Origin of the sequence: Terrabacter carboxydivorans, from assembly GCF_039532035.1 — a bacterium.
Lineage (GTDB): Bacteria > Actinomycetota > Actinomycetes > Actinomycetales > Dermatophilaceae > Terrabacter > Terrabacter carboxydivorans.
The window spans coordinates 214704-235516 of sequence record NZ_BAAARE010000005.1; the positions used below are offsets into that span (position 1 = coordinate 214704).

General features: G+C 71.5%; 17 protein-coding genes. 5 read left to right on the forward strand and 12 right to left on the reverse strand.

Annotated features, from left to right (window positions below):
* Nucleotides 1-49: 49 nt before the first annotated feature.
* From ABD297_RS07480 to ABD297_RS07490, 3 genes are all read right to left on the reverse strand, one after another.
* Nucleotides 50-1801: an ABC transporter substrate-binding protein gene (locus ABD297_RS07480; protein WP_344254214.1), complete on the reverse strand. Its 1752-nt coding sequence runs from the start codon at nt 1799-1801 to the stop codon at nt 50-52.
* A gap of 94 nt (nt 1802-1895) precedes the next feature.
* Nucleotides 1896-2822, reverse strand: coding sequence for an ABC transporter permease (locus ABD297_RS07485; RefSeq protein WP_344254215.1), 927 nt, complete (start codon nt 2820-2822; stop codon nt 1896-1898).
* A gap of 376 nt (nt 2823-3198) precedes the next feature.
* A complete protein-coding gene (locus tag ABD297_RS07490; protein ID WP_344254259.1) occupies nt 3199-4599 on the reverse strand; it encodes a replication-associated recombination protein A in 1401 nt (466 codons plus the stop codon).
* A gap of 20 nt (nt 4600-4619) precedes the next feature.
* On the opposite strand from ABD297_RS07490, the gene ABD297_RS07495 reads away from it, so the two are divergent.
* Both ABD297_RS07495 and ABD297_RS07500 read left to right on the forward strand, forming a co-directional pair.
* Nucleotides 4620-6815: an MMPL family transporter gene (locus ABD297_RS07495; RefSeq protein ID WP_344254216.1), complete on the forward strand. Its 2196-nt coding sequence runs from the start codon at nt 4620-4622 to the stop codon at nt 6813-6815.
* Nucleotides 6812-7576 (forward strand): GNAT family N-acetyltransferase, encoded by a 765-nt coding sequence (locus ABD297_RS07500; RefSeq protein WP_344254217.1) that lies wholly within the window; start codon nt 6812-6814, stop codon nt 7574-7576. Before ABD297_RS07495 ends, ABD297_RS07500 begins: the two co-directional genes overlap by 4 nt.
* Before the next feature lie 64 nt (nt 7577-7640).
* On the opposite strand, the gene ABD297_RS07505 is transcribed toward ABD297_RS07500, so the two are convergent.
* The 4 genes from ABD297_RS07505 to aspS all read right to left on the reverse strand — a co-directional run bounded on the left by ABD297_RS07505 (nt 7641) and on the right by aspS (nt 12247).
* Complete coding sequence (locus ABD297_RS07505; RefSeq protein ID WP_344254219.1) at nt 7641-8075, reverse strand: VOC family protein; 435 nt, start codon at nt 8073-8075, stop codon at nt 7641-7643.
* Between the two features lie 9 nt (nt 8076-8084).
* Nucleotides 8085-8537, reverse strand: a complete 453-nt coding sequence (locus tag ABD297_RS07510; RefSeq protein WP_344254221.1) for a helix-turn-helix domain-containing protein — start codon at nt 8535-8537, stop codon at nt 8085-8087.
* Nucleotides 8538-8554: 17 nt separating this feature from the next.
* A complete protein-coding gene (locus tag ABD297_RS07515) occupies nt 8555-10279 on the reverse strand; it encodes a peptide-N4-asparagine amidase (protein WP_344254222.1) in 1725 nt (574 codons plus the stop codon).
* Nucleotides 10280-10417: 138 nt separating this feature from the next.
* The gene (aspS, locus tag ABD297_RS07520; protein ID WP_344254223.1) at nt 10418-12247 is read right to left on the reverse strand and encodes an aspartate--tRNA ligase; all 1830 of its coding nucleotides are present in this window, start codon (nt 12245-12247) and stop codon (nt 10418-10420) included.
* Between the two features lie 128 nt (nt 12248-12375).
* On the opposite strand from aspS, the gene ABD297_RS07525 reads away from it, so the two are divergent.
* Complete coding sequence (locus ABD297_RS07525; protein ID WP_344254224.1) at nt 12376-13464, forward strand: acyltransferase family protein; 1089 nt, start codon at nt 12376-12378, stop codon at nt 13462-13464.
* A 99-nt stretch (nt 13465-13563) separates the two neighbouring features.
* On the opposite strand, the gene ABD297_RS07530 is transcribed toward ABD297_RS07525, so the two are convergent.
* On the reverse strand, nt 13564-15060 hold the full coding sequence (locus ABD297_RS07530; RefSeq protein WP_344254225.1) for an MFS transporter: 1497 nt from the start codon (nt 15058-15060) through the stop codon (nt 13564-13566).
* A 112-nt stretch (nt 15061-15172) separates the two neighbouring features.
* Between ABD297_RS07530 and ABD297_RS07535 the strand changes: the two genes are divergently transcribed.
* Nucleotides 15173-15913 carry a TetR/AcrR family transcriptional regulator gene (locus tag ABD297_RS07535; RefSeq protein ID WP_344254226.1) on the forward strand — a complete coding sequence of 247 codons (741 nt, stop codon included), beginning with the start codon at nt 15173-15175 and terminating at the stop codon, nt 15911-15913.
* 22 nt (nt 15914-15935) lie between these two features.
* On the opposite strand, the gene ABD297_RS07540 is transcribed toward ABD297_RS07535, so the two are convergent.
* Entirely contained in the window at nt 15936-16859 is a 924-nt protein-coding gene (locus ABD297_RS07540) for a LysR family transcriptional regulator (protein ID WP_344254227.1), read from the reverse strand.
* Between the two features lie 73 nt (nt 16860-16932).
* Between ABD297_RS07540 and ABD297_RS07545 the strand changes: the two genes are divergently transcribed.
* Entirely contained in the window at nt 16933-17988 is a 1056-nt protein-coding gene (locus ABD297_RS07545; protein WP_344254228.1) for an EamA family transporter, read from the forward strand.
* On the opposite strand, the gene ABD297_RS07550 is transcribed toward ABD297_RS07545, so the two are convergent.
* The 3 genes from ABD297_RS07550 to pyrG are packed head-to-tail and all read right to left on the reverse strand — an operon-like array spanning nt 17890 to nt 20811.
* Nucleotides 17890-18351, reverse strand: a complete 462-nt coding sequence (locus ABD297_RS07550; RefSeq protein ID WP_344254229.1) for a YchJ family protein — start codon at nt 18349-18351, stop codon at nt 17890-17892. The two genes, ABD297_RS07545 and ABD297_RS07550, sit on opposite strands and share 99 nt — an antisense overlap.
* Nucleotides 18348-19025 carry an NUDIX domain-containing protein gene (locus ABD297_RS07555; protein ID WP_344254230.1) on the reverse strand — a complete coding sequence of 226 codons (678 nt, stop codon included), beginning with the start codon at nt 19023-19025 and terminating at the stop codon, nt 18348-18350. Before ABD297_RS07555 ends, ABD297_RS07550 begins: the two co-directional genes overlap by 4 nt.
* A gap of 7 nt (nt 19026-19032) precedes the next feature.
* On the reverse strand, nt 19033-20811 hold the full coding sequence (pyrG, locus tag ABD297_RS07560) for a CTP synthase (protein WP_344254231.1): 1779 nt from the start codon (nt 20809-20811) through the stop codon (nt 19033-19035).
* Between the last annotated feature and the right edge of the window lie 2 nt (nt 20812-20813).

Below are 20813 nucleotides of genomic sequence, written 5' to 3' on the forward strand. Positions count from 1 at the left end.
GCGGTCAGTTCAGTTCCTGCGCCCCCGTGGGGACGCCGTCACTGCCGACTCAGGAGTCGAGCCACACGTCCGTGAGGTCCGGCATGCCCTTGTTCGGGTTGTTGTGGACGTTCTTGACCTTCGTGCCGAAGACCGAGTTGCCCTTGTCGTTGTTGTCCGGGATGGCCAGGAGGTAGTTCTCCGTCAGCCACTTGTCCATCTTGCCCCACTCCGGGCCCTGCTCCGTGATCGAGAGCTGCTGGATGCGCTTGATCTCGGCGTCGATCTTGGCGTCGGAGAAGTTGCCGAAGGTCGTGCCACCCTGCGACAGCGCGATGGTGCCGAAGGTGGGCGGGATGATCGAGTCGGCGGACGGCCAGTCGAAGCACCAGCCGCGCGGCGACTGGAGCATGTTGTACTTGCCCTTCGGGTCGCCGACGAGCTTGCGACGCTCGGCGTTCGGGACACCGATGTCCTGGACCTTGAAGCCGGCGGCCTCGAGCTTCTGCTTGCGGACCTGGTTGACCTTCTGCGCGATGTCGTCGTCGTTGGTGTAGTAGTAGATGAGCTCGAAGGGCTTGTCGGGGCCGTAGCCGGCCGCGGCGAGCATCTTCTTGGCCTCGTCGGCGTTGCCGTCGCCCTGGCCGTTCATCTTGAAGCCGGGAGCGGCCTCGGCGGTGTAGTCGAGGTGACCGGCGATCTGCGGCGGGATGATCGTGCTGGCGGGCGAGAACGAGTGCGTCGTCTCGCCGGCGGCCTTGTGGATCGAGTCGAAGGGCCACGCCACGGCGATCGCCTTGCGGACCGGCAGCGGGATCTTGCGGGCGTCCAGGTTGACCATGAGCACGCAGGAGGAGGGACCCTCCTCGAACTGGGCCTTCTTGTCGCCCTCGATCTGCGGGATGAGCGAGGAGTCGATCGGGTCCCAGTTGAGGCTCGTGGCGTCGTCGCCGTTGGAGGCGAGGATGGCCGTCTGCGTCTTGATGGTGTCGACGCCCCACTTGAAGTGGAAGCCGTCGGGGTAGTTGTGGCGCGCCGGGTCGGTGGCCGGGTCCCAGTTGGGGTTGCGCTTGAGGACCAGCTCGGTGCCGGGGGTGTACTTGTCGAACATGTACGGGCCGGTGGCGAGCGGGTGCAGCTGGTAGTCGGCCTTCTTGTCCTTCGCCTCGGGGATCGGCGTGAACTGGTTGAAGGAGACGAAGTAGGGCAGCGTCTCGAAGCGCTTCTCGAGGTGGAAGACGACGGTCTTGTCGTCGGGGGCCTCGACACCCTTCCAGTTCTTGTCACCCTTGTAGGGGCCCTGGTAGTCGGCGCCACCCTTGAAGAACTCGCGCTGGTACGTCGGGCCGTTGGCGGCGAGGTCGGGGTCGAACGAGCGCTTGGCCGCGAAGACGATGTCGGCGGCCTTGACCGGCGTGCCGTCTTCGTACTTGATGCCGTCCTTGAGCGTGAAGGTCCACGTCAGGCCGTCCTCGGACTGCTTGCCCAGGTCGGTGGCGAGGTCCGGCACGAGCACCTGCTTGCCGTCACGAGAGACGTAGGTCGTCAGGGCACGGTTCGTCAGCGAGAAGATGACGGCCGTGTCCTGGTAGAACTGGTCGCTCGGGTCCATGTTGGCCGGCGTCGAGGTGTAGGGCACCGTGAGGATGCCACCCTTCTTCGCACCGGGGATCTCCGGGGCCGGGCCCTTGGCGTTGGGGTCGAGGGCGGCACCCGCCTGGTCGACCTTCCCACCGGTGCCGTTGGTACCACCCGGCGTGCCGTTGTTGGCGGCAGGTGCGCCGCAGGCCGCGACGAAGCCGAGGGAAGCCGCGGCTCCCACGGTCAGGACTTTGGTCCAGCGCATTGTTGTTTGCTCCCTTTTGCTTGTCCCGGCGTTTTGCCGGGAACATCTGGTGGCCGAGACCCGGATGGGGTCAGCGGCGGCTGGTGGGGTCGAACGCGTCGCGGATCGAGTCGCCGAGCAGGCTGAGGGCGAGGACGAGCAGCGAGAGGCCGATGACCGACGGCCACAGCCACAGGGGGTACGTGGCGAAGAGGTTCTGCGCGTCGGCGATGGTGCGACCCCACGAGGCTGTGGGCTCGACCAGTCCGGCGCCGAGGTAGCTCAGCGTGGCCTCGTAGGTGATGTAGGCGGGCACCGCGATGGAGGCCGAGACGATGATCGGGCCGACGAGGTTGGGCAGGATCTCGCGGAAGAGGATCGAGCGGGTCGGCACGCCGATGGCCCGGGCCGCCTGGACGAACTCGCGCTCGCGCAGGCTCTTGACCTCGCCGCGCACGAGGCGGGCCAGACCCATCCAGCCGAAGACCACGAGGATGACGATGAGCACCCAGAAGCGGATCGTCGAGGTCTCCTCTGGCGTCAGGTCGCCACCGGCCGCGAGGCGCTTCTGCATGATCGGGATGACGGCCAGCACGAGGAGCAGGATCGGCAGCGACAGGAAGAAGTCGATGACCCAGGAGATGATCTTGTCGGCGAGGCCGCCGAGGTAGCCGGCGACGAGTCCGAGGGTCACACCGACGATCGTCGAGGCGAACGCCGCGACGAAGCCGATGATGAGCGACGGGCGGGCGCCGTAGGCCCAGCGGGCGAAGAGGTCACGCCCGAGCCGCGGCTCGACACCGAGCCAGTGCGCCGAGCTGGCGCCGACCGTCGGGAGGCCGTTGAAGTCGACGAGCTCGGTGTGCACCGTGCCGACGTCGGCCTTGACCTTGGTGATCGGGTCGACGGCCTCGAGCGAGACGAGCAGCGGCGCGAAGATCGCGACGATGATGAACAGCAGGATGATGACGGAACAGATGATCGCGACCTTGTCCCGCTTCAGCCGGGCCCAGGCCACCTGCCCGGGGGACCGACCGGTCCGTACGTCCTGGTGCTCAGGCGCCGCTGTCGGAGACTTTTCCTCGGATACCTCGGTCAGCGTTCCTGCTGAGGGCTCCGGCATGGCGTTCAACGCGTTGTCTCCATCCTTGTGGGATCACATCCGGTCCGGGGTCTGCGTCACCCGAACCGCCCTCAAGGGCACACCAGATCTTCCGGATGGCACCCCCGCCGGGACGTCGTGAGCCTGCCACAGAGTTTCGTGCCGTCCAAGCATCGAGATACGCATGGATGACAAATCGTTACCGACCGGCACGTCCGGCCACATAATGTGCGTCCACGCGTCACAGGCCCGAAACAATCCCCGACCGGAGGCCGTTTCGGGTCACCTGGGCTCACGGCCGACGGGTGCGTCCCAGCCGTCCGGAGAGCCATTCCCAGCGGGCGCGGAGCCGCTCCTCGAAGCCGCGGTCGGTGGGTCGGTAGTAGCTGACCGAGTCGTGCAGGTCGTCGGGCAGGTACTGCTGGGCCGCGACCCCGTCCGGCTCGTCGTGGGCGTAGACGTAGCCCGTGCCGTGGCCGAGGCGCTCGGCCCCGGCGTAGCCGCTCCCCCGCAGGTGCGCCGGCACGACACCGCCGCGCCCGGCGCGCACGTCGGCGATCGCCTCGTTGATGCCGAGGTATGCCGCGTTGGACTTGGGTGCCATGGCGTTGTGCACGACGGCCTGCGCGAGGATGATCCGCGCCTCCGGCATGCCGATCTGGGCGACGGCGTGCATCGCGGCCACGGCCGTCTGCAGGGCCGTCGGGTCTCCCATGCCGACGTCCTCGCTCGCGGAGATGACGATCCTGCGTGCGATGAAGCGCGGGTCCTCCCCCGCCTCGAGCATCCGGGCGAGGTAGTGCAGGGCAGCGTCGACGTCGCTGCCGCGCATCGACTTGATGAGGGCGCTCGCCACGTCGTAGTGCTGGTCGCCGGCCCGGTCGTAGCGCACGGCCGCCTGGGCGACGGCCTGCTCGACGTGGGCGAGCGTGATCTCGAAGGGGTCGTCGGACAGCCGCCCTGCGGGCTGGGCGTCGAGGGCGACGCCGGCGGCGGCCTCGAGCGAGGTGAGGGCACGACGGGCGTCACCACCGGCGATGCGGACGAGGTGCTCGGTGGCGTCGGCCGCCAGGGTGTGCTCGCCGTCGAAGCCGCGCTCGTCCGTGAGGGCTGCTGCCAGCAGCTCGCCGATCTCTTTGTCTGACAGGGACTCCAGGGTGACGAGCACCGAGCGCGAGAGCAGCGGGGAGATGATGCTGAACGACGGGTTCTCGGTCGTGGCGGCGACGAGGATGACGGTGCGGTTCTCGACGCCGGGCAGCAGGGCGTCCTGCTGGGCCTTGGTGAAGCGGTGGATCTCGTCGAGGAAGAGCACGGTCTGGCGCGAGTAGAGGTCGCGCTCCCGGACGGCCGACTCCATGACGGAGCGGACGTCCTTGACCCCCGCCGTGACGGCCGACAGCTCGACGAACCGGCGCTCGGCGGCCGTCGCGACGAGGTGCGCCAGCGTCGTCTTCCCGGTGCCGGGCGGCCCCCAGAGGATCGCCGACAGGGGGCCGGCTGCGCCGCCGGACCCCTCGATGAGCCGGCGCAGCGGACTCCCGGGCCGCAGCACCTTGGCCTGCCCGCGCACCTCCTCGAGTGAGCGTGGGCGCATCCGCACGGCCAGCGGGGCGACCCCGGCCGAGGCCGGTTGCTCGCCGCGGTCGGCGGCGGAGGCCGCACCGAAGAGGTCCGCCGGACTGTCTGACATCACTGTGGAAGGCTATCCGCGTGCAGAACCCCTCACCCGCGGACCCGGCGCCGCGCACCCGTCTGGGCCGTCTCGGAGCGCTCATCGCCCGACACCCCCGCACCTGGGTGACGGCCTGGGCTGCCATCGCCGTCGTGTGCTTCGCCGTCGCCGTCGGGGGCGTCACCGGGGAGTCGCTCTTCGAGCGCCTCCACTCCGGAGCGCCGACCGTGGACTCCGAGGCCTCTCGCGCGCAGGACGTCATCGCCCAGAGCCAGCCGGCCCTCGAGACCCTGACCATGCAGGTGACCGGCGCCGACCTCACCGACGCGAGGACGGTGCAGGACGGCGCAGCCGCGACCCGCGCGGTCGGTGAGGTCAAGGGGGTCAAGAGCGTCCGGTCGCCGCTGCTCGCCCCGCAGGGCCTGACCGACCCCTCGGTCGCCCCGCTCCTCAAGGGGGGCACGCCGGCCGCCGGTGGCTTCGTCACGGTCGTCGACTTCGTGCCGGGCCTCGACAAGGCGGCACAGGACACGGCCGAGTCCGAGGCCGAGACGCGCCTGCTCGCGGTGGCGACGACGATGCATGCGCAGGGTTCGGTGGGCAGCACGAGCAAGGTCATCAAGGCCATCACGAGCACCGTGGAGCACGACCTGCTGCGCGGCGAGGGCATCGCCCTGCCGCTCACCTTCCTCGTCATGTTCTTCGTCTTCGGCGGCTTCGTCGCCGCAGGCATGCCGATCGTCGGCGCGGTCGTGTCGATCGGCGGGGCCCTGCTCTCGCTCTTCGGCTTCTCGCACGCCGTCGAGCTCGACGCCACGGTCGTCAACATCGTGACGCTGCTCGGGCTCGGGCTGTCGATCGACTACGGCCTGCTGACGGTGAGCCGCTTCCGCGAGGAGCTCGCCCACCGTGAGCACGATGTGCCGACGAGGGAGGAGGTCGCCCGCGCCACCGAGCGCACCGTGGCCACCGCCGGACGGACCGTGCTCTTCTCCGGTCTCACCGTCGCGATCGCGCTGGCCGGTCTGCTCGTCTTCGAGGCCTCGATCATGCGAGCCATCGGCGTCGCCGGTGTCAGCGTGGTGCTCGTCGCGATGGTCGTGGCCATCACGCTCGTCCCCGCTCTGTGCGTGGTCGGGGCAAAACGCCTGTCGCGCAAGGCGGTCGAGCAGACGTCCGACGTCGGCGTCTTCTCCCGGCTCGCCGTCGGGGTGCAGCGCCGCCCGGTGCTCGTCATCGTCGGGGTCGTCGTCGTCCTCGTGACGCTGGCGCTGCCGACGCTCTCGATGAAGCTGACGTCGTCGGGTACCGAGCTGCTCCCCAAGGACGCACCGCAGCGCGTCTTCTTCGAGCAGCTGGACCGTGACTATCCCGCGCTCTCGGCGCCCGAGGTGACCGTCGTCGCGGCCTCCTCGGACACCGCTGCCGTCACCGCCTGGGCCCAGCAGTTCCGCTCCCGCCCGGGCGTCGAGGCGATCGCCGTGCAGCCGCTCGGCTCGGAGCACCAGCGGGTCAACATGCGCGTCGCCGGTCGGCCGACGTCCGACGAGGCCCAGGACCTCGTGACGACGGTGCGCGCCACGCCGGCCCCGTTCGAGACCCTGACGACCGGCCAGGCCGCGGGCCAGATCGACTTCCTCGACTCCATGTCCGCCCGGGCGCCGTATGCTGTCGCCCTCGTCGGGCTCGGCACGTTCGTCCTGCTCTTCCTCATGACGGGGTCGGTGGTCGTGCCGGTCAAGGCGCTGCTGCTCAACGTCATCTCGCTCGGCGCCGCTCTCGGGGTCGTGGTGTGGATCTTCCAGGAGGGCCACCTCGAGGGACTGCTCGGTTTCAGCTCGGTCGGTGCCGTCGAGTCGATGGTGCCCTTCCTCGTCCTCGCCTTCGGTTTCGGCCTGTCGATGGACTACGAGGTCTTCCTGCTCTCGCGGATCGTCGAGTTCCACCGGCACGGCGCCGAGAACGACCGCGCGGTCTCCCTGGGCCTGCAACGCACCGGACGCATCATCACGTCGGCGGCGCTGCTCATCGTCATCGTCTTCGGCGGTTTCGTCGCGGGCGACATCCTCATCATCAAGCAGATGGGGGTGGCGCTCGTGGCGGCCGTCGTCATCGACTCCACCCTGGTGCGGATGCTGCTCGTGCCCGCCACGATGACGCTGCTCGGCCGGCTCAACTGGTGGGCCCCGGCGCCGCTGCGTCGGCTGCACGACCGCTTCGGGATCACCGAGTGACCGCTGTCCTCACCGGGCACGGGCTGCACGACCTGCTGGGCGCCGTCGAGGGGCACCCGTTCGTGCGGTGCGAGGTCACCGACGAGCTGGCAGCGACGTGGTGGCGGGCTGCCGGGGCCGTCGCGTTCCAGCGGACGCGCAAGGCGGTGCAACGCACCGTCAACGTCCTCGGTGACGACGCCGGGTCGACGGTGCTGCTCGACCACCTTCCGCAGATCGCGGCGACCGTCGCCCCCGGGCGGCGGGCCCTGTCGGTCAGCGTCCCGCAGCACCTCGAGCCCCTGCTGCGAGAGCGCTACCGCGTGCTCGACGGAGGCGACTGGGAGTGGTTCCACACCACGGTCGCCCCCGCCGAGCACCCGTCCCACGAGCGCGTGGTGCCCCTCGACGACGTCGCCCGGGCCGGTGAGGTCGGCGCCTTCCTCGAGACGCACTCCCCCACTGCCGACACCGAGCCGGGGCGGGGCGAGCGCTGGTTCGGCGTCGAGGAGCCCGACGGGTCGCTCTGCGCGGCCGCCGCCTGGGGGGTCACTCGCGGCGGTGCACCGCACCTGTCGTCGGTCGCGGTCGACTCCCGACGGCGCGGTCAGGGCCTGGGCCGCACCATCGTCGGTGCGGTGACCCGGCAGGCCGTCCTCGAGAGCGGGGTGGCCACCCTCGGGATGTACTCCCACAACACGGTGGCGCGCGGCCTGTACCTCTCCCTCGGCTACGACCGCCTCTGCGCGTGGTCGAGCCGGCCGGTCCTCGTCGGCCCCTGACGCCCACCCGACGCATACTGCCGACGGGGCCTGCCGACCTTCCCCGCTGAGGTGGCCGCCGTCCTCAGACGAAGTCGGCGGCGACGACCTTGCGGCCGGCCTCCTGCACGAGGACCACCCAGTTGCCTGAGTTGTCGCGGCACACGGCCTCGGTGCCGTAGGGCCTGACGGACGGAGGCTGCAGGAACTCCACGCCCTTGGCGGTCAGCTCGGCGTACGTCTTCTCGCAGTCGTCGACCGAGAGACCGAGCCCGTTGAGGCCGCCGGCGTCGAGGGCCCGCCTCATCGCCGTGACGAGATCGTCCGGGAACGGCGGTCCGGGGATCGCGAGACTGACCTGCAGCTCGGGCTGGTTGGGGTGCACGACCGTGCACCAGCGGTAGCCGTCACCGAGGGTGATGTCGTCCTTCTCCTCGAAACCGAGGACGTCGACGTAGAAGCGCTTCGACTCGTCGATGTCCTTCACGAAGACACTGACGATGGAGATGTTGGTGATCATGCCGCCACGTTAGGACGCGCCCGGCGGGTCCTGCTTCTCCTGCGTTGCGCAGCGCTCGGCCAGACCCCACATGAAGATGACGCAGCCGGGGATGTGCGGACCTCCCGATGCGGCATACCTCGCCTGGAAGCTGCTCGGCGTCTCCCCCACGACCGCCCGGAAGCGGCTGCTGAACGACCCGAGGCTGGTGAACCCGACGGCGTGACACACCTCGGTGACGGTGAGGTTCGACGAGCGCAGCAGGTCCTGGGCCCGCTCGATCCGCCGCTTCGAGACGTACTCGAGCGGCGTCACACCGTAGGTCGAGCGGAAGAGGCGCAGGAAGTGGTACTTCGACAGGCGCGCCTCGGCCGCGAGCGCGTCGAGGTCGAGCGGCTCGGAGTAGTGGCGGTCCGCATGGTCCCGTGCGCGGCGCAGGTGGACGAGGACGTCGTCGGGGGCGCGTCGTTCCACGGTGGTCACCCCCTCATCGTCGCCCCTCAGCGGGCCATGTCGGTGACGAACGTGCCGTTGACCGCACGCAGGCGGTGCTCCCAGGACACGACCCGTCCGGGGCTGCGCTCGGTCAGGGTCGAGCGGGCGCTGGTGTCGGCCGTCGCGTGCCGCTGGTCCCGGGGCACTCCGTAGATCCAGGCGGCGCGACCGTCGAAGGACGAGGTCTCGGTGCGGCTCGACAGGCGTGCCCCGCCGCGGGTCGTCGAGCTCGCGCGCTCCCACGAGATCGCGAGGTCACCGGTCACGTCGTAGCCACCCGCGATGTCGGCGCGCGGGTGGAAGCCCAGGACCCCGTCCTTGTCCCACCGGTGCGTCGTCCGCTCGACGGTCGGTGTGCCGTTGCCGTGGCTCGTGGCCACCGACTGGGTGTCGGTCCACGATGCCCGCAGGGTGTCGTCGGCCTCGTCGTCGGTCCACGAGTGCGTCGAGGTGTTGCCCAGGGTCCGCGTGACCGTGGTCGTCACCGGACCTCGGGACGTCGACAGCGTCCCGCTCACGCGCAGCTCCCGCGTCGCCCGCAGGTCGACGTGGCCGGCACGGTCGCCCGCCCCCGTGACCGTGCTCGTGACGACCGGCTCGGGTGCGTATGCCGTGTCCGTCGTCCCCGACACCACGCCGCGACCCGCGTCGCGCCAGACGCGGAAGCGGGGTGCCAGCGTCCACCCGTCCTGCCCCGGCGGCAGGCCGACGACCGAGAGCCGGACGTCGTGCGGCCGGCCGTCGTCGAGGCGCGCCAGGAACGGCGTCAGGTCGTAGCCGAGCGGCGGGATGTCGAAGGCCTTGGGCGAGGGGATGGCGTACCAGAGGAAGGGGTTGCTCCAGCCGCCCGTGTAGACGACGGGGTAGGGCGCCGCGATCCCGGCGAGCTGCCCGTCGATGCGCACGTCGACCTCGCGGTAGGGCAGACCGTCCGGGCACGAGTAGCCCGTGCTCGCAGGGGCGCTCGTGTCCCAGAACTCCTCGCAGCCACCGCCGGACCCCGTGGCGAAGACGTCGGCGAGCAGGCGGGTCGAGTTGCGCGGCACGGTCAGCGACCCGACGAGGTCGGTGCCGTCGCGGGACGTGCCGGCCAGCGGGAGGACGGCGTCGGAGGTCTGCGCCGCCGGGGCTCCGCGGCCGGTCGTGTAGAAGTCGAGGTCGACCGTCACGTGGATGACGCCGGTGTAGGTGGCGTCGACGACGTTGCCGATGTAGGCCTGCACCTGCTGCGGGTCGGCGAGCAGCGGTGCCAGGTCGGTGACGTCCTTCTCGACGTGCCAACGGATCCCGTCGACGCTGGGCTCGGGGGTCGAGAGCGTCAGCATCCGCACTCCCCCGACGTCGACGTGGCCTATGCGGTCGAACTGTCGGCCGGCCACCGAGCCGTCGAGCCGCATGACGACCTTCGACCACGGACCGGCGCACCCGGGCGGCGGGGTGTAGTCCCGCGAGTGCACGTCGAAGTCGGCGAACGCGGCGTCGACGACGCGCACGGTGCAGTGCCGCGTGCTCGGCACCGCGACCGGCGGCTCTGGGGTGCGGGGGTCGTCCCAGTCGCTGCCGAACTCCGCAGGCGGGGTCGCGCTGCTCGTGACCGCAACGGCCGACGCCCGGCCGGACCCCCCGGCAGAGACTTCGGCGGACGCCCCGACGGACGCCGAGGCGCCACCGACGACGAGCAGGGCTCCCACGGACGCAGCGAGGAGGGGACGCATTCGACGCAGGCGCATGTCTCCGCACGTTAGGAGCCGCCCGGTCAAGGTAGGGCAAAGACCCGGGCTGCTGACGGCATACGCCATCGACCTCACCGGCGTGGAGGGTCGCCGTCACCCGGTGACGACGACCCTCCACGGTCGGGACGAGCGGGCTCAGCTCCTGGTGGGGCTGACCTCGGGCGCGCCCTGCGGGGCGGGAGCGGTGGCCGCGGGCTTGGCGTCGACCCCGGCCTCCTTGCGCTGCTCGGGGGTGATCGGCGCGGGGGCGGCCGTCAGCGGGTCGTAGCCGCCGCCCGACTTCGGGAAGGCGATGACGTCGCGGATCGAGTCGGTGTGCGCGAGCAGCGAGACGATGCGGTCCCAGCCGAGTGCGATGCCGCCGTGCGGCGGGGCGCCGAAGGCGAACGCCTCGAGCAGGAAGCCGAACTTCTCCTGCGCGTCCTCCTCCGACAGGCCCATGACCTTGAAGACCCGCTCCTGGACGTCGCGCTGGTGGATACGGATCGAGCCGCCACCGATCTCGTTGCCGTTGCAGACGATGTCGTAGGCGTAGGCGAGAGCGGGACCGGGGTCGGTGTCGAACGTGTCGAGGAACTCCGGCTTGGGCGAGGTGAAGGCGTGGTGGACGGCCGTCCACGCGCCGGCACCGACGGCGACGTCCCCGGAGGCGACGGCGTCGGCAGCGGGCTCGAAGAGCGGGGCGTCGACGACCCAGAGGAAGCTCCAGGCGTCCTCGTCGATAAGGCCGCAGCGGCGACCGATCTCGAGGCGGGCGGCCCCGAGGAGGGCGCGCGAGGGCTTGGCCGCACCGGCGGCGAAGAAGATGCAGTCGCCGGGCTCGGCCCCGACGTGCGCCGCGAGACCGTCGCGCTCGGCGTCGGTGAGGTTCTTGGCGACCGGGCCGCCGAGCTGGCCGTCCTCCTGGACGAGGACGTAGGCGAGGCCGCGGGCGCCGCGCTGCTTGGCCCACTCCTGCCAGGCGTCGAGCTGCTTGCGCGGCTGGCTCGCGCCACCCGGCATGACGACGGCCCCGACGTAGTCGGACTGGAAGACGCGGAAGGTCGTGTCCTTGAAGTAGTCGGTGCACTCGACGAGCTCGTTGCCGAAGCGCAGGTCGGGCTTGTCCGAGCCGTAGCGGGCCATGGCCTCGTGGTAGGTCATCCGCTGGAACGGTGCGTCGAGCTCGACCCCGATGAGGCGCCACAGCGCCGCGATGATCGACTCGCCGAGCTCGATGACGTCGTCCTGGTCGACGAAGCTCATCTCGATGTCGAGCTGGGTGAACTCCGGCTGGCGGTCGGCACGGAAGTCCTCGTCGCGGTAGCAGCGGGCGATCTGGTAGTAGCGCTCCATGCCGGCGACCATGAGCAGCTGCTTGAACAGCTGCGGGCTCTGCGGGAGGGCGTACCAGGAGCCGGGCGCGAGGCGGGCCGGGACGAGGAAGTCGCGCGCGCCCTCGGGGGTCGAGCGCGTCAGGGTCGGGGTCTCGATCTCGACGAAGTCGCGGGCGCCGAGGACCGCGCGCGCCGCGGCGTTGACCTTGGAGCGCAGGCGGATGGCGGCACCGGCGGAGCTGGCGCCGGGGCGGCGCAGGTCGAGGTAGCGGTGCTTGAGGCGGGCCTCCTCGCCGACGGTGACGCGCTCGTCGATCTGGAAGGGCAGCGGCGCCGCGGGGTTGAGCACCTCGAGCTCGCTGACGATGACCTCGATCTCGCCGGTCGGCAGGTCGGGGTTGGCGTTGCCCTCGGGGCGGGTGCGCACCTCGCCGGTCACCTTGACGCAGTACTCGTTGCGCACGTCGTGCGCGCCACCCTCGGCGAGGACCTCGTCGCGGGCCACGACCTGGGCCACGCCGGAGGCGTCGCGCAGGTCGAGGAAGGCGACACCGCCGTGGTCTCGACGCCGCGCCACCCAGCCGGTGAGGGTGACGGTCTGGCCTGCGTGGTCGGCACGGAGTGTGCCGGCCTCGTGAGTGCGGAGCACGGAGGGTCCTTCCGGGACGGGTTTCGGGCGGCCGCGGGGCCGCCTGGGGCGAGCGGGGCACCCGGACCACGGTCGGGTCGCGGGCACCGAGGACCAATCCTAGACCGCCTGCACCTAGGCTCTTTGCCGTGCAGCACTCCCGCAACCGCGACCTCGACGGCGTCCGAGGACTCGCGATCCTCCTCGTCGTCGCCGCGCACTCCGGCCTTCCCGTGCGCTGGGGCGGCCTGTCGGGCGTGACGCTCTTCTTCGTGCTGTCCGGCTACCTCATCACGAGCCTGTTGCTGCGCGAGTGGGCTCGGTGGGGGTCGATCAGCCTGTGGCGGTTCTGGGGGCGTCGAGCGCTACGACTGCTCCCCGCGCTGGTGCTCCTGCTCGCGCTCGCCCCGGTCGTGCTGTGGGCCACGGGTGACGACCGGCTGTCGACCTACCCCACGGCGGCCCTGGCCTCGCTCTTCTACGTCGGCAACTGGGTGCGCATCTCCGGCACCGACCTCGGGGTGCTCAACCACCTGTGGTCGCTCTCGGTCGAGGAGCAGTTCTACGTCGTGTGGCCCGCCCTGTTCATCGGCCTCATGACGTGGTGGCGCAGCCGGGCGCTCGCCGTCGTGCTCAGCCTGGCCGCGCTCGCGACCTTCTACTCGGTGTGGACCGTCGGCGCCGCGATCCGCCTCGACATCTCGACCGAGACCAACGCGTTCGCCCTGCTGCTCGGGGTGGGCCTCGCCTTCGCGCTCGCCGAGGTGTGCGCGCGGGGCTGGGAGCTGCCGGCGGCGAACCCGGTCGTGCCCTTCGTCGTCATGGTGGCCGTGTCGGCCTTCCCCAGCCACGGGATCGAGGTCGACCACCCCCTCTTCCGTCCTCTCGGAGCCGTCTACGCCGTGCTGGGAGTCTGGCTGGTGTATGCCGCCGTGTCGGGTCACTCGAAGGTCGTGGGCTCCCGCGTCATGGTCTTCTTCGGCACGGTCAGCTACGCCCTCTACCTCTGGCACCAGACGTTCATCAACAGCCTGCTGCTCGGCGAGCACTCCACGCCGCGCAACCTCGTGCTCATCGCGGCGGCGGTCGTCGTGTCGTGGCTGTCCTGGGTGCTCGTGGAGCGGCCGGTCGGCCGCTTGCGCGGGCGCCTGCGGCTCGACCAGCCCTCGCACCGCCAGCAGGAGTTCGTCGACCGGCAGGCCGCAGCGGCACGTCCGCGGGCCGCCCCCACGGCGTAGCCCCGTCAGCGCGGCCCCGGTCTCGTCGAGGACAACCGGACCGGACCGGACCGGTGCGGGACGCGAGCGCGTGGGCGCGACGGTTCCGAGGTGCGCGGCCTAGGCGGTGCCTCCCGCGGTGGCAGGGAGCGGGAGGTCCTCCTGCGCCCCGTGCTCCTCGACGCTGCGGGAGTCGGTGAGGGTGCGCGCACCCCACGTGACCACGGCCCCGACGACGAGGGCCAGCACGGCATACGTCACCTGCTCGCCGCCGACGAAGGACGCGACGAGGGTGGGACCCCACGTGCCGGCGGGCAGCACCGTTGTCACGAGCACGGCCACGAGGGTGCCGACGACGGCGGTGCCGACGCTCGAGCCGACCTCCTGGGCCGTGTCGTTGAGTGCGGTGCCGATGGAGGTCCTGTTCGCGGGCATCGCCTCGACGAGCGCCACGGCACAGATCGTCATCACGGTCCGCAGGCCGACGGTCATGACGACCATGGCGGCCGCGATGGCCGGGTAGCCGCGGCCGACGCCCCAGGCCAGGCCGATAAGCGAGAGGGTGAGCAGCGCGGCTCCGACGAGGCAGGCGACCCGGTGACCGAAGCGACGGGCCAGCCACTCCGAGAGCGGCGTCGCGAGGACCATCGTGACGATGAGCGGGAGGTTGGCGAGCCCGGCCCGCACGGGGCTCCAGCCCCACGCGTACTGGAAGTGCAGGATGAGGCCGAACATGACCCCGGCCATGGCGATCGAGGTGCCTGCCTGGGCGACGGCCGCACCACGCACGGTCCCCTCGGAGAACAGGGCGAGGTCGAGCATCGGCGAGGCGGTGCGCCTCTCGTGGCGCACGAAGGCGACGAGCGCGAGCCCGGCCCCGACGACCGCACCGACGGTCGCGGCCGACACCCAGCCGTGCTCGACCCCACTGGTCAGGGCGTAGCAGCCGAGCCCGATGGTGGCGATGCTGAGCACGGCTCCGGGCAGGTCGAGCCGGTCGTCGGTGAGGTCCTGGGGGCGGTCAGCGGGGACGCCGATCCGCACGCCGATCCAGGCGACGAGGGCGATGGGGGCGTTGACGAGGAGGAGCCACTCCCACCGGACGTGGGCGAGCGCGGTGCCGCCGAGCAGCGGCCCCAGGACGAAGCCCGACATCCCGACGACGATCATGACCGTCATCGCGCGCATGCGGAGGGCCTGGCCGTCGAAGAGCCTGAAGACGAGCGAGTTGGTGATCGGTGCCATGGCTGCGGCCGCCACCCCGAGGGCGGCGCGCAGGGCGATGAGCTCGCCGGCCGTCGTCACCGCCGCGACCGCGAGGCTGACGGCCCCGAAGCTGGCGAGCCCCCAGAGGAGCACCCGGCGCCGACCGATCCGGTCCGCGGCCGAGCCGGCGGTGAGCAGCAGTCCCCCGAACGTCAGCGAGTAGGCGCCGGTGACCCACTGGAGGGCCGTGGTGCCGCTGCCGAGGTCACGGCCGATCGTCGGCAGCGCGATCGTGAGGAGGGTGTTGTCGACCATCTCGACGAAGAAGGCGAGACAGAGCGCGAGCATCGGGATCCACGCCGCGCGGAGCGAGGGGTAGGTGCGGGTCGGCGCCGTGATCGTCGTCGTCATGGGGCCGCCTCCTTTTATCGAACACCGTTCGACTATCGAACGTTGTTCGATATTATAGAACGGCGTTCGATGAACGCAACCCCGACGGGCACTCGTGTGATGGGATGGGCCCATGAGCCCCCAGCGACAGCACGCCGCTCGGCCGTCCCGCGAGGTTCGGGCCGGACGCGAGAGCCCCGCAGCGGGTCGCCGACGGGCCTCACACTCCCTCGAAGCCGTCCTCACCGAGGCCGTCGCCCTGCTCGACACGAGCGGCGAGCAGGCCCTGACCTTCCGCGCCCTCGCAGCCCGTCTCGGCGGGGGCGCCGCCAGCATCTACTGGTACGTCTCGAGCAAGGACGAGCTGCTCGACCGAGCGGCCGACCACGTCCTGGCCGACGTCCTGGTCGCCGTCGAGGGCGTCGGCGAGGGCGACCCCGTCGACGACCTCCGGACCATCGCGCTGGCGCTCTTCGGCGCGATCGTCGAGCGGCCCTGGCTCGGCGCCTACTTCATGCGCGACACCGGAGTGCAGCCCAACGGCCTGCGCCTCTACGAGCGGCTGGGGCAGCAGGTGCTGCGGCTCGGGCTCGGTCCGCGTGAGAGCTTCCACGCGGTCTCGGCCATCGTCGGCTTCGTCGTCGGCACCGCCGCCGACATGGGCCAGCAGGCACCCGAGGCGGTGCTCTCGGGCGAGGTCGACCGCGACGAGTACCTCGCCCGCTACGCCGCCCAGTGGCGCGCCCTGGACGCGGACGAGTTCCCCTTCGTCCACCACGTCGTCGACGAGTTCGCACACCACGACGACGCCGAGCAGTTCCGCGCCGGCCTCGACCTCATCCTCGCCGGGCTGAGCCTCCAGGCCGGTCGCTGACGCGGAGCATTCGCGCCTCCGGTCACTCCTCCGCGAGGGGCCGAAGGTCCTGGGCGGCTTCTGCCGCAAGGCATTCCACGGTCACCGCGAGCGCCGGGCTCGCCGTCATGGTGCGACGCCAGACGAGGCTCACGGTGCGCTCGGACACCGGGCCGACGATGGGGACCGCGACCACGCCGGCCGGCAGGGGTCCCCGACCGAGCCGGGGCACGAGCGCGATGGCCTCCCCCTGCGACACGAGCGCGACGTGCGTCGCGAACTCGAGGGCCACGTGGGCGATCCGCGGTGCGCGACCGACGTCGGTGTACATCTTCTGGAGCCACTGGTGGCAGATCGAGCCCGGGGCGACGCTGGCCCACTCCTCGTCGAGCACGTCGGCGACCCCGATGCTGTCGCGCCCGGCGAGCGGGTGGTCCTCGTGCACGAGGACGTCGGCACGGTCACGGCCGAGGTCGCGCACTTCGAGGTGGTCCGGGATCGCGAGCGGCAGCGGCTCCCAGTTGTGCACGAGCGCGAGGTCGTGCGTGCCGGCGGCCACCGCGTCCACGGCGTCCCACGGGTCGATCTCGTCCGGCCCCAGGGTCACGTCCGGAGCGACGGAGCGGAGTCGGCCGATGGCCCCCACGACCACCCCTCGGTATGCCGTGGCGAACGTCGCGAGCCGCACGGTCCCGACCGTCTCGCCGCTGGCACCGTGCAGGCGGGACTCCAGACGCTCCATGTGGGCGAGCAGGTCGCGGGCCGATTCGGACAGGGTCCGGCCCGCCTCGGTGAGCAGCACCCCCCTGCCCTGTCGCTCGAGCAGCTGGACACCCGTCTGGGTCTCGAGCCGCTTGATCTGCTGGGACACCGCGCTCGGGGTGTAGTCGAGGGCGGCCGCAGCGGCGCCGACGGAGCCGTGGGCCTCGACGGCGACGAGGGACCGGAGGGCCACGGGATCGATCATGCAGCGATGCTACACAGTGAGCGCAACAACCATTCGCTGGACGTGAATGGTTCTCCGACTCGAGGATGTCGGCATGCGCCGCCGTGACACCGCCCTCGCCGTCCTCGTCGCCCTGCTCTGGGGCACGAACTTCGTCGCCATCCGCACCGGTCTCGACTCGGTGCCCCCGCTGCTCTTCCTCGCGGTGCGCTTCGTCGTCGTCTGCGTCCCCGCGGTCTTCCTCGTGCGCCGGCCCGCCCTGCCGTGGCGCGACCTCGCCCTGATCGGTCTGTTCACGAGCCTCGGGCAGTTCGCCCTGCTCTACCTGTCCCTGCACCTGGGCATGCCGCCGGGCCTGTCATCGCTGGTCCTGCAGGCGCAGGTGCTGCTGACCGTCGTCATCGCGGCCTTCTGGCTGCGCGAGCGTCCGTCGGTGGGCCAGCGCGCTGGGGTGGCGCTCGGCGGGGCCGGCCTGGTCACCATCGCGGTCGGTCGCGGCCTGTCCGCTCCCCTGCTCCCGCTCGTCGTCCTCGTCCTCGCCGCCGTGTCGTGGGCCGTCGGCAACGTGCTGACGCGACGGGCCGGGACCCTCACCGGCCGGGGCGCCGGGCTCGGGGTGACCGTCTGGTCGGGCCTCGTCGTCCCGGTGCCGGCCCTCGCCCTCTCGCTCGTCTTCGAGGGTCCGGCCGCCATCGGTACGGCGCTCGGCCACCTGCACTGGCAGGCGCTCGCCTCGACGGCGTACACGGCCTACCTCTCCTCCCTCGTCGGCTACGGCATCTGGAACACGCTCCTCGGTCGCTACCCGGTGGCGAAGGTGACGCCGTTCGCGATGCTCGTCCCGGTCTTCGGCATGGGCGCGGCTGCTGTGGCTTTCGGCGAGCGTCCGCGCGGGCTCGAGCTCGCCGGTGGCCTCGTGCTGCTCGCCGGTGTGGCCGTCGCGGTCCTGCGCCTCCGGTCGGGCACGGAGGGCATGCCCGCGCCGGCTATGGGCCAACAGCGCCCGGTGGTCACGGCAGTGGCAGGGCGTCCCGCGGCACCGGCACCGGACTCAACGCTGGTCGCCGTCGACGTAGAGCCACCGGCCGGCCCGCCTGGCGAAGCGGCTGACCTCGTGCAGCTCGCCCCGACGACGCCCGGCTGCCGCTGACGGTTCGGTCCACCGCGCGACGAACTCGACGACGCCGTCCTCGTCGCCCGTGCCGCCCCGCTCGGCGCGAAGCACCGTGAGACCCGTCCAGCACGTGTCGGCGTCGAGGTCCACACGCTCCGGCCGGGTGCTCGGGTGCCAGGTGCGAACGAGGTAGGCCGCGTCGCCGACGGCGAATGCCGCGTAGCGCGACCGCATGAGCTCCTGCGCCGTCTCAGCCGCGCGCTCCCCCCGGTGCAGCGGGCCGCAGCACACGGCATACGCCGGCTCGCCGGCACCCCGGCGGCACGGGCACGGCGCAGGCCCGGACGCGGACCCCGAGCCGGACCCCGAGCCGGACCCCGAGCCGAAGGCGGACGTCATGACCTCGCGGCCCGTTGCGCCTCACGAGCCGGCCACGGCGCGTCGTGCGGGCGCAGGGTCGACCAGCCGCGGCTGCGCGACAGGGCCGCCGACAGCAGCCCGACGAGCGTCGCCGAGTTGCTGATGCGGCCAGCGAGCGCCGCGTCCACGGCGTCGTCGAGCGGGACCCAGAGGGGGCGCAGGGTCAGCTCCTCCGCGGTGCGCTGGTGGGCGTCCGCAGCGGCCACCTCCTGCAGGCGACGGGCCAGGAAGATGCGCACCGTCTCGGGGAAGGCGCCGGGTGAGGTGACGTCGTCGGCGAGCACGTGCCACTCCCCGGCCGTGAGGTCGACCTCCTCGGCCAGCTCACGTGCCGCGGCCTCCCACGGTGGCTCGCCGTCGACGTCGAGCAGCCCGGCGGGCAGCTCCCACACGTGACCGCCGCTCGCGTGGCGGTACTGCCGGATCATCAGCACGTGCGGGACGCCGTCCAGCTCGCGCAGGGCGAGCACGGCGACGGCGCCGGGGTGGGTCACGAGGTCCCGCGTGACCACTCCCCCGGCACCGAGGTCGACACGCTCGCGCACGACGTCGAAGATGATGCCGGTGAACGGCGTCGTCGACTCCAGGACCGGCTCGGCGGTCCATTCCTCGACGAGGTCGGCTGCCGTGCCGCGAGGTGCGTCGAGGCTCACCGGCGAGTCAGCCGGCGTCCGTGGCGGAGCCCGCAGCGGACGCCGTCGCGTACTCGTCGCCCGCGCCGCCCTGCTCGTCGGCACGCTCATCGGCCACTGAGCCGGCGTCGGCGGCCGCGCGGTGACGCTCGACCTCGACGAGACGCTCGCTGCGCTGGCGCTCGAGCGCCGCCCCGACGAGGCCCGCGAAGAGCGGGTGCGCGCGGTTGGGGCGCGACAGGAACTCCGGGTGCGCCTGCGTCGAGACGTAGTACGGGTGGACGTCGCTCGGCAGCTCGACGAACTCGACGAGGGTGCCGTCCGGTGACGTGCCGGAGAAGACGAGGCCCGCCTTCTCGAGGTCGGCGCGGTAGGAGTTGTTCACCTCGTAGCGGTGGCGGTGGCGCTCCTGCACCTCGGCCTTGCCGTAGGCGGCGCGGATGACGCTGCCCTCCTTGAGGGCCGCCGGGTAGAGGCCGAGGCGCATCGTGCCGCCGAGATCGCCGGCTCCCTCGACGAAGGCCTTCTGCTCCTCCATCGTCGCGATGACGGGGTGCTCGGTGTCGGGGTCGAACTCGGTCGAGCTCGCGTCCTCGTTGCCGAGGACGGTGCGGGCGTACTCGATGACCATGCACTGCAGCCCGAGGCAGATGCCGAGGGTGGGCACCTGCTTCTCGCGGGCCCACGTCAGGGCGCCGAGCTTGCCCTCGATGCCGCGCACGCCGAAGCCACCGGGGACGAGGACGGCGTCGACACCGCCGAGCGCCTTCTGGGCGCCGGCCGGGGTCTGGCACTCGTCGCTGGCGACCCAGCGGATGTTGACCTTGGCGTCGTGGTGGAAGCCGCCGGCGCGCAGGGCCTCGGTGACGGAGAGGTAGGCGTCGGGCAGGTCGATGTACTTGCCGACGAGGGCGATCTCGATGTCGTGCTCGGGGTCGTGCACCCGCTGGAGCAGCTGGTCCCACTCGGTCCAGTCGACGTCGCGGAAGCCCATGCCGAGGCGGCGGATGACGTAGGCGTCGAGACCCTCGCGGTGCAGCACCTTGGGGATGTCGTAGATGCTCGGGGCGTCGACGCAGGCCGCGACCGCGGTCACGTCGACGTCGCACATGAGCGAGATCTTGCGCTTGATCGGGTCCGGGATGTCGCGGTCCGCCCGCAGCACGAGGCCGTCGGGCTGGATGCCGACCTGGCGCAGCGCGGCGACGGAGTGCTGGGTCGGCTTGGTCTTCAGCTCCCCGCTCGGGGCGAGGTAGGGCACGAGCGAGACGTGCAGGAAGAAGCTGTTGTCGCGGCCGATGAGGTGGCGCACCTGGCGGGCGGCCTCGAGGAAGGGCAGCGACTCGATGTCGCCGACCGTGCCACCGATCTCGGTGATGATGACGTCCGGCGCGTCCGGACCTCCGGTGGCGAGGGCGCGCATGCGGGCGACGATCTCGTTGGTGATGTGCGGGATGACCTGGACGGTGTCGCCGAGGTACTCGCCCCGACGCTCCTTGGCGATGACGTGGTTGTAGACCTGTCCGGTCGTCACGTTCGCGCTGCCGACGAGGTTGACGTCGAGGAACCGCTCGTAGTGACCGATGTCGAGGTCGGTCTCAGCTCCGTCGTCGGTCACGAAGACCTCGCCGTGCTGGAACGGGTTCATCGTCCCAGGGTCGACGTTGATGTAGGGGTCGAGCTTCTGCATCGTGACCCGCAGGCCCCGCGATCGCAGAAGTCGTCCGAGGCTGGATGCCGTGAGGCCCTTGCCGAGAGAGGAGGCAACGCCCCCGGTCACAAAGATGTGCTTCGTCGTTTCCACCACGG

Excerpts from the sequence above, each read along its gene's own strand:
- ABD297_RS07490 (WP_344254259.1), bottom strand. The coding sequence starts at position 4,599 with ATGTCAGACAGTCCGGCGGACCTCTTCGGTGCGGCCTCCGCCGCCGAC.
- ABD297_RS07505 (WP_344254219.1), bottom strand. The coding sequence starts at position 8,075 with ATGATCACCAACATCTCCATCGTCAGTGTCTTCGTGAAGGACATCGAC.
- ABD297_RS07515 (WP_344254222.1), bottom strand. The coding sequence starts at position 10,279 with ATGCGCCTGCGTCGAATGCGTCCCCTCCTCGCTGCGTCCGTGGGAGCC.
- ABD297_RS07530 (WP_344254225.1), bottom strand. The coding sequence starts at position 15,060 with ATGACGACGACGATCACGGCGCCGACCCGCACCTACCCCTCGCTCCGC.
- ABD297_RS07535 (WP_344254226.1), top strand. The coding sequence starts at position 15,173 with ATGAGCCCCCAGCGACAGCACGCCGCTCGGCCGTCCCGCGAGGTTCGG.
- ABD297_RS07540 (WP_344254227.1), bottom strand. The coding sequence starts at position 16,859 with ATGATCGATCCCGTGGCCCTCCGGTCCCTCGTCGCCGTCGAGGCCCAC.
- ABD297_RS07545 (WP_344254228.1), top strand. The coding sequence starts at position 16,933 with ATGCGCCGCCGTGACACCGCCCTCGCCGTCCTCGTCGCCCTGCTCTGG.
- ABD297_RS07550 (WP_344254229.1), bottom strand. The coding sequence starts at position 18,351 with ATGACGTCCGCCTTCGGCTCGGGGTCCGGCTCGGGGTCCGGCTCGGGG.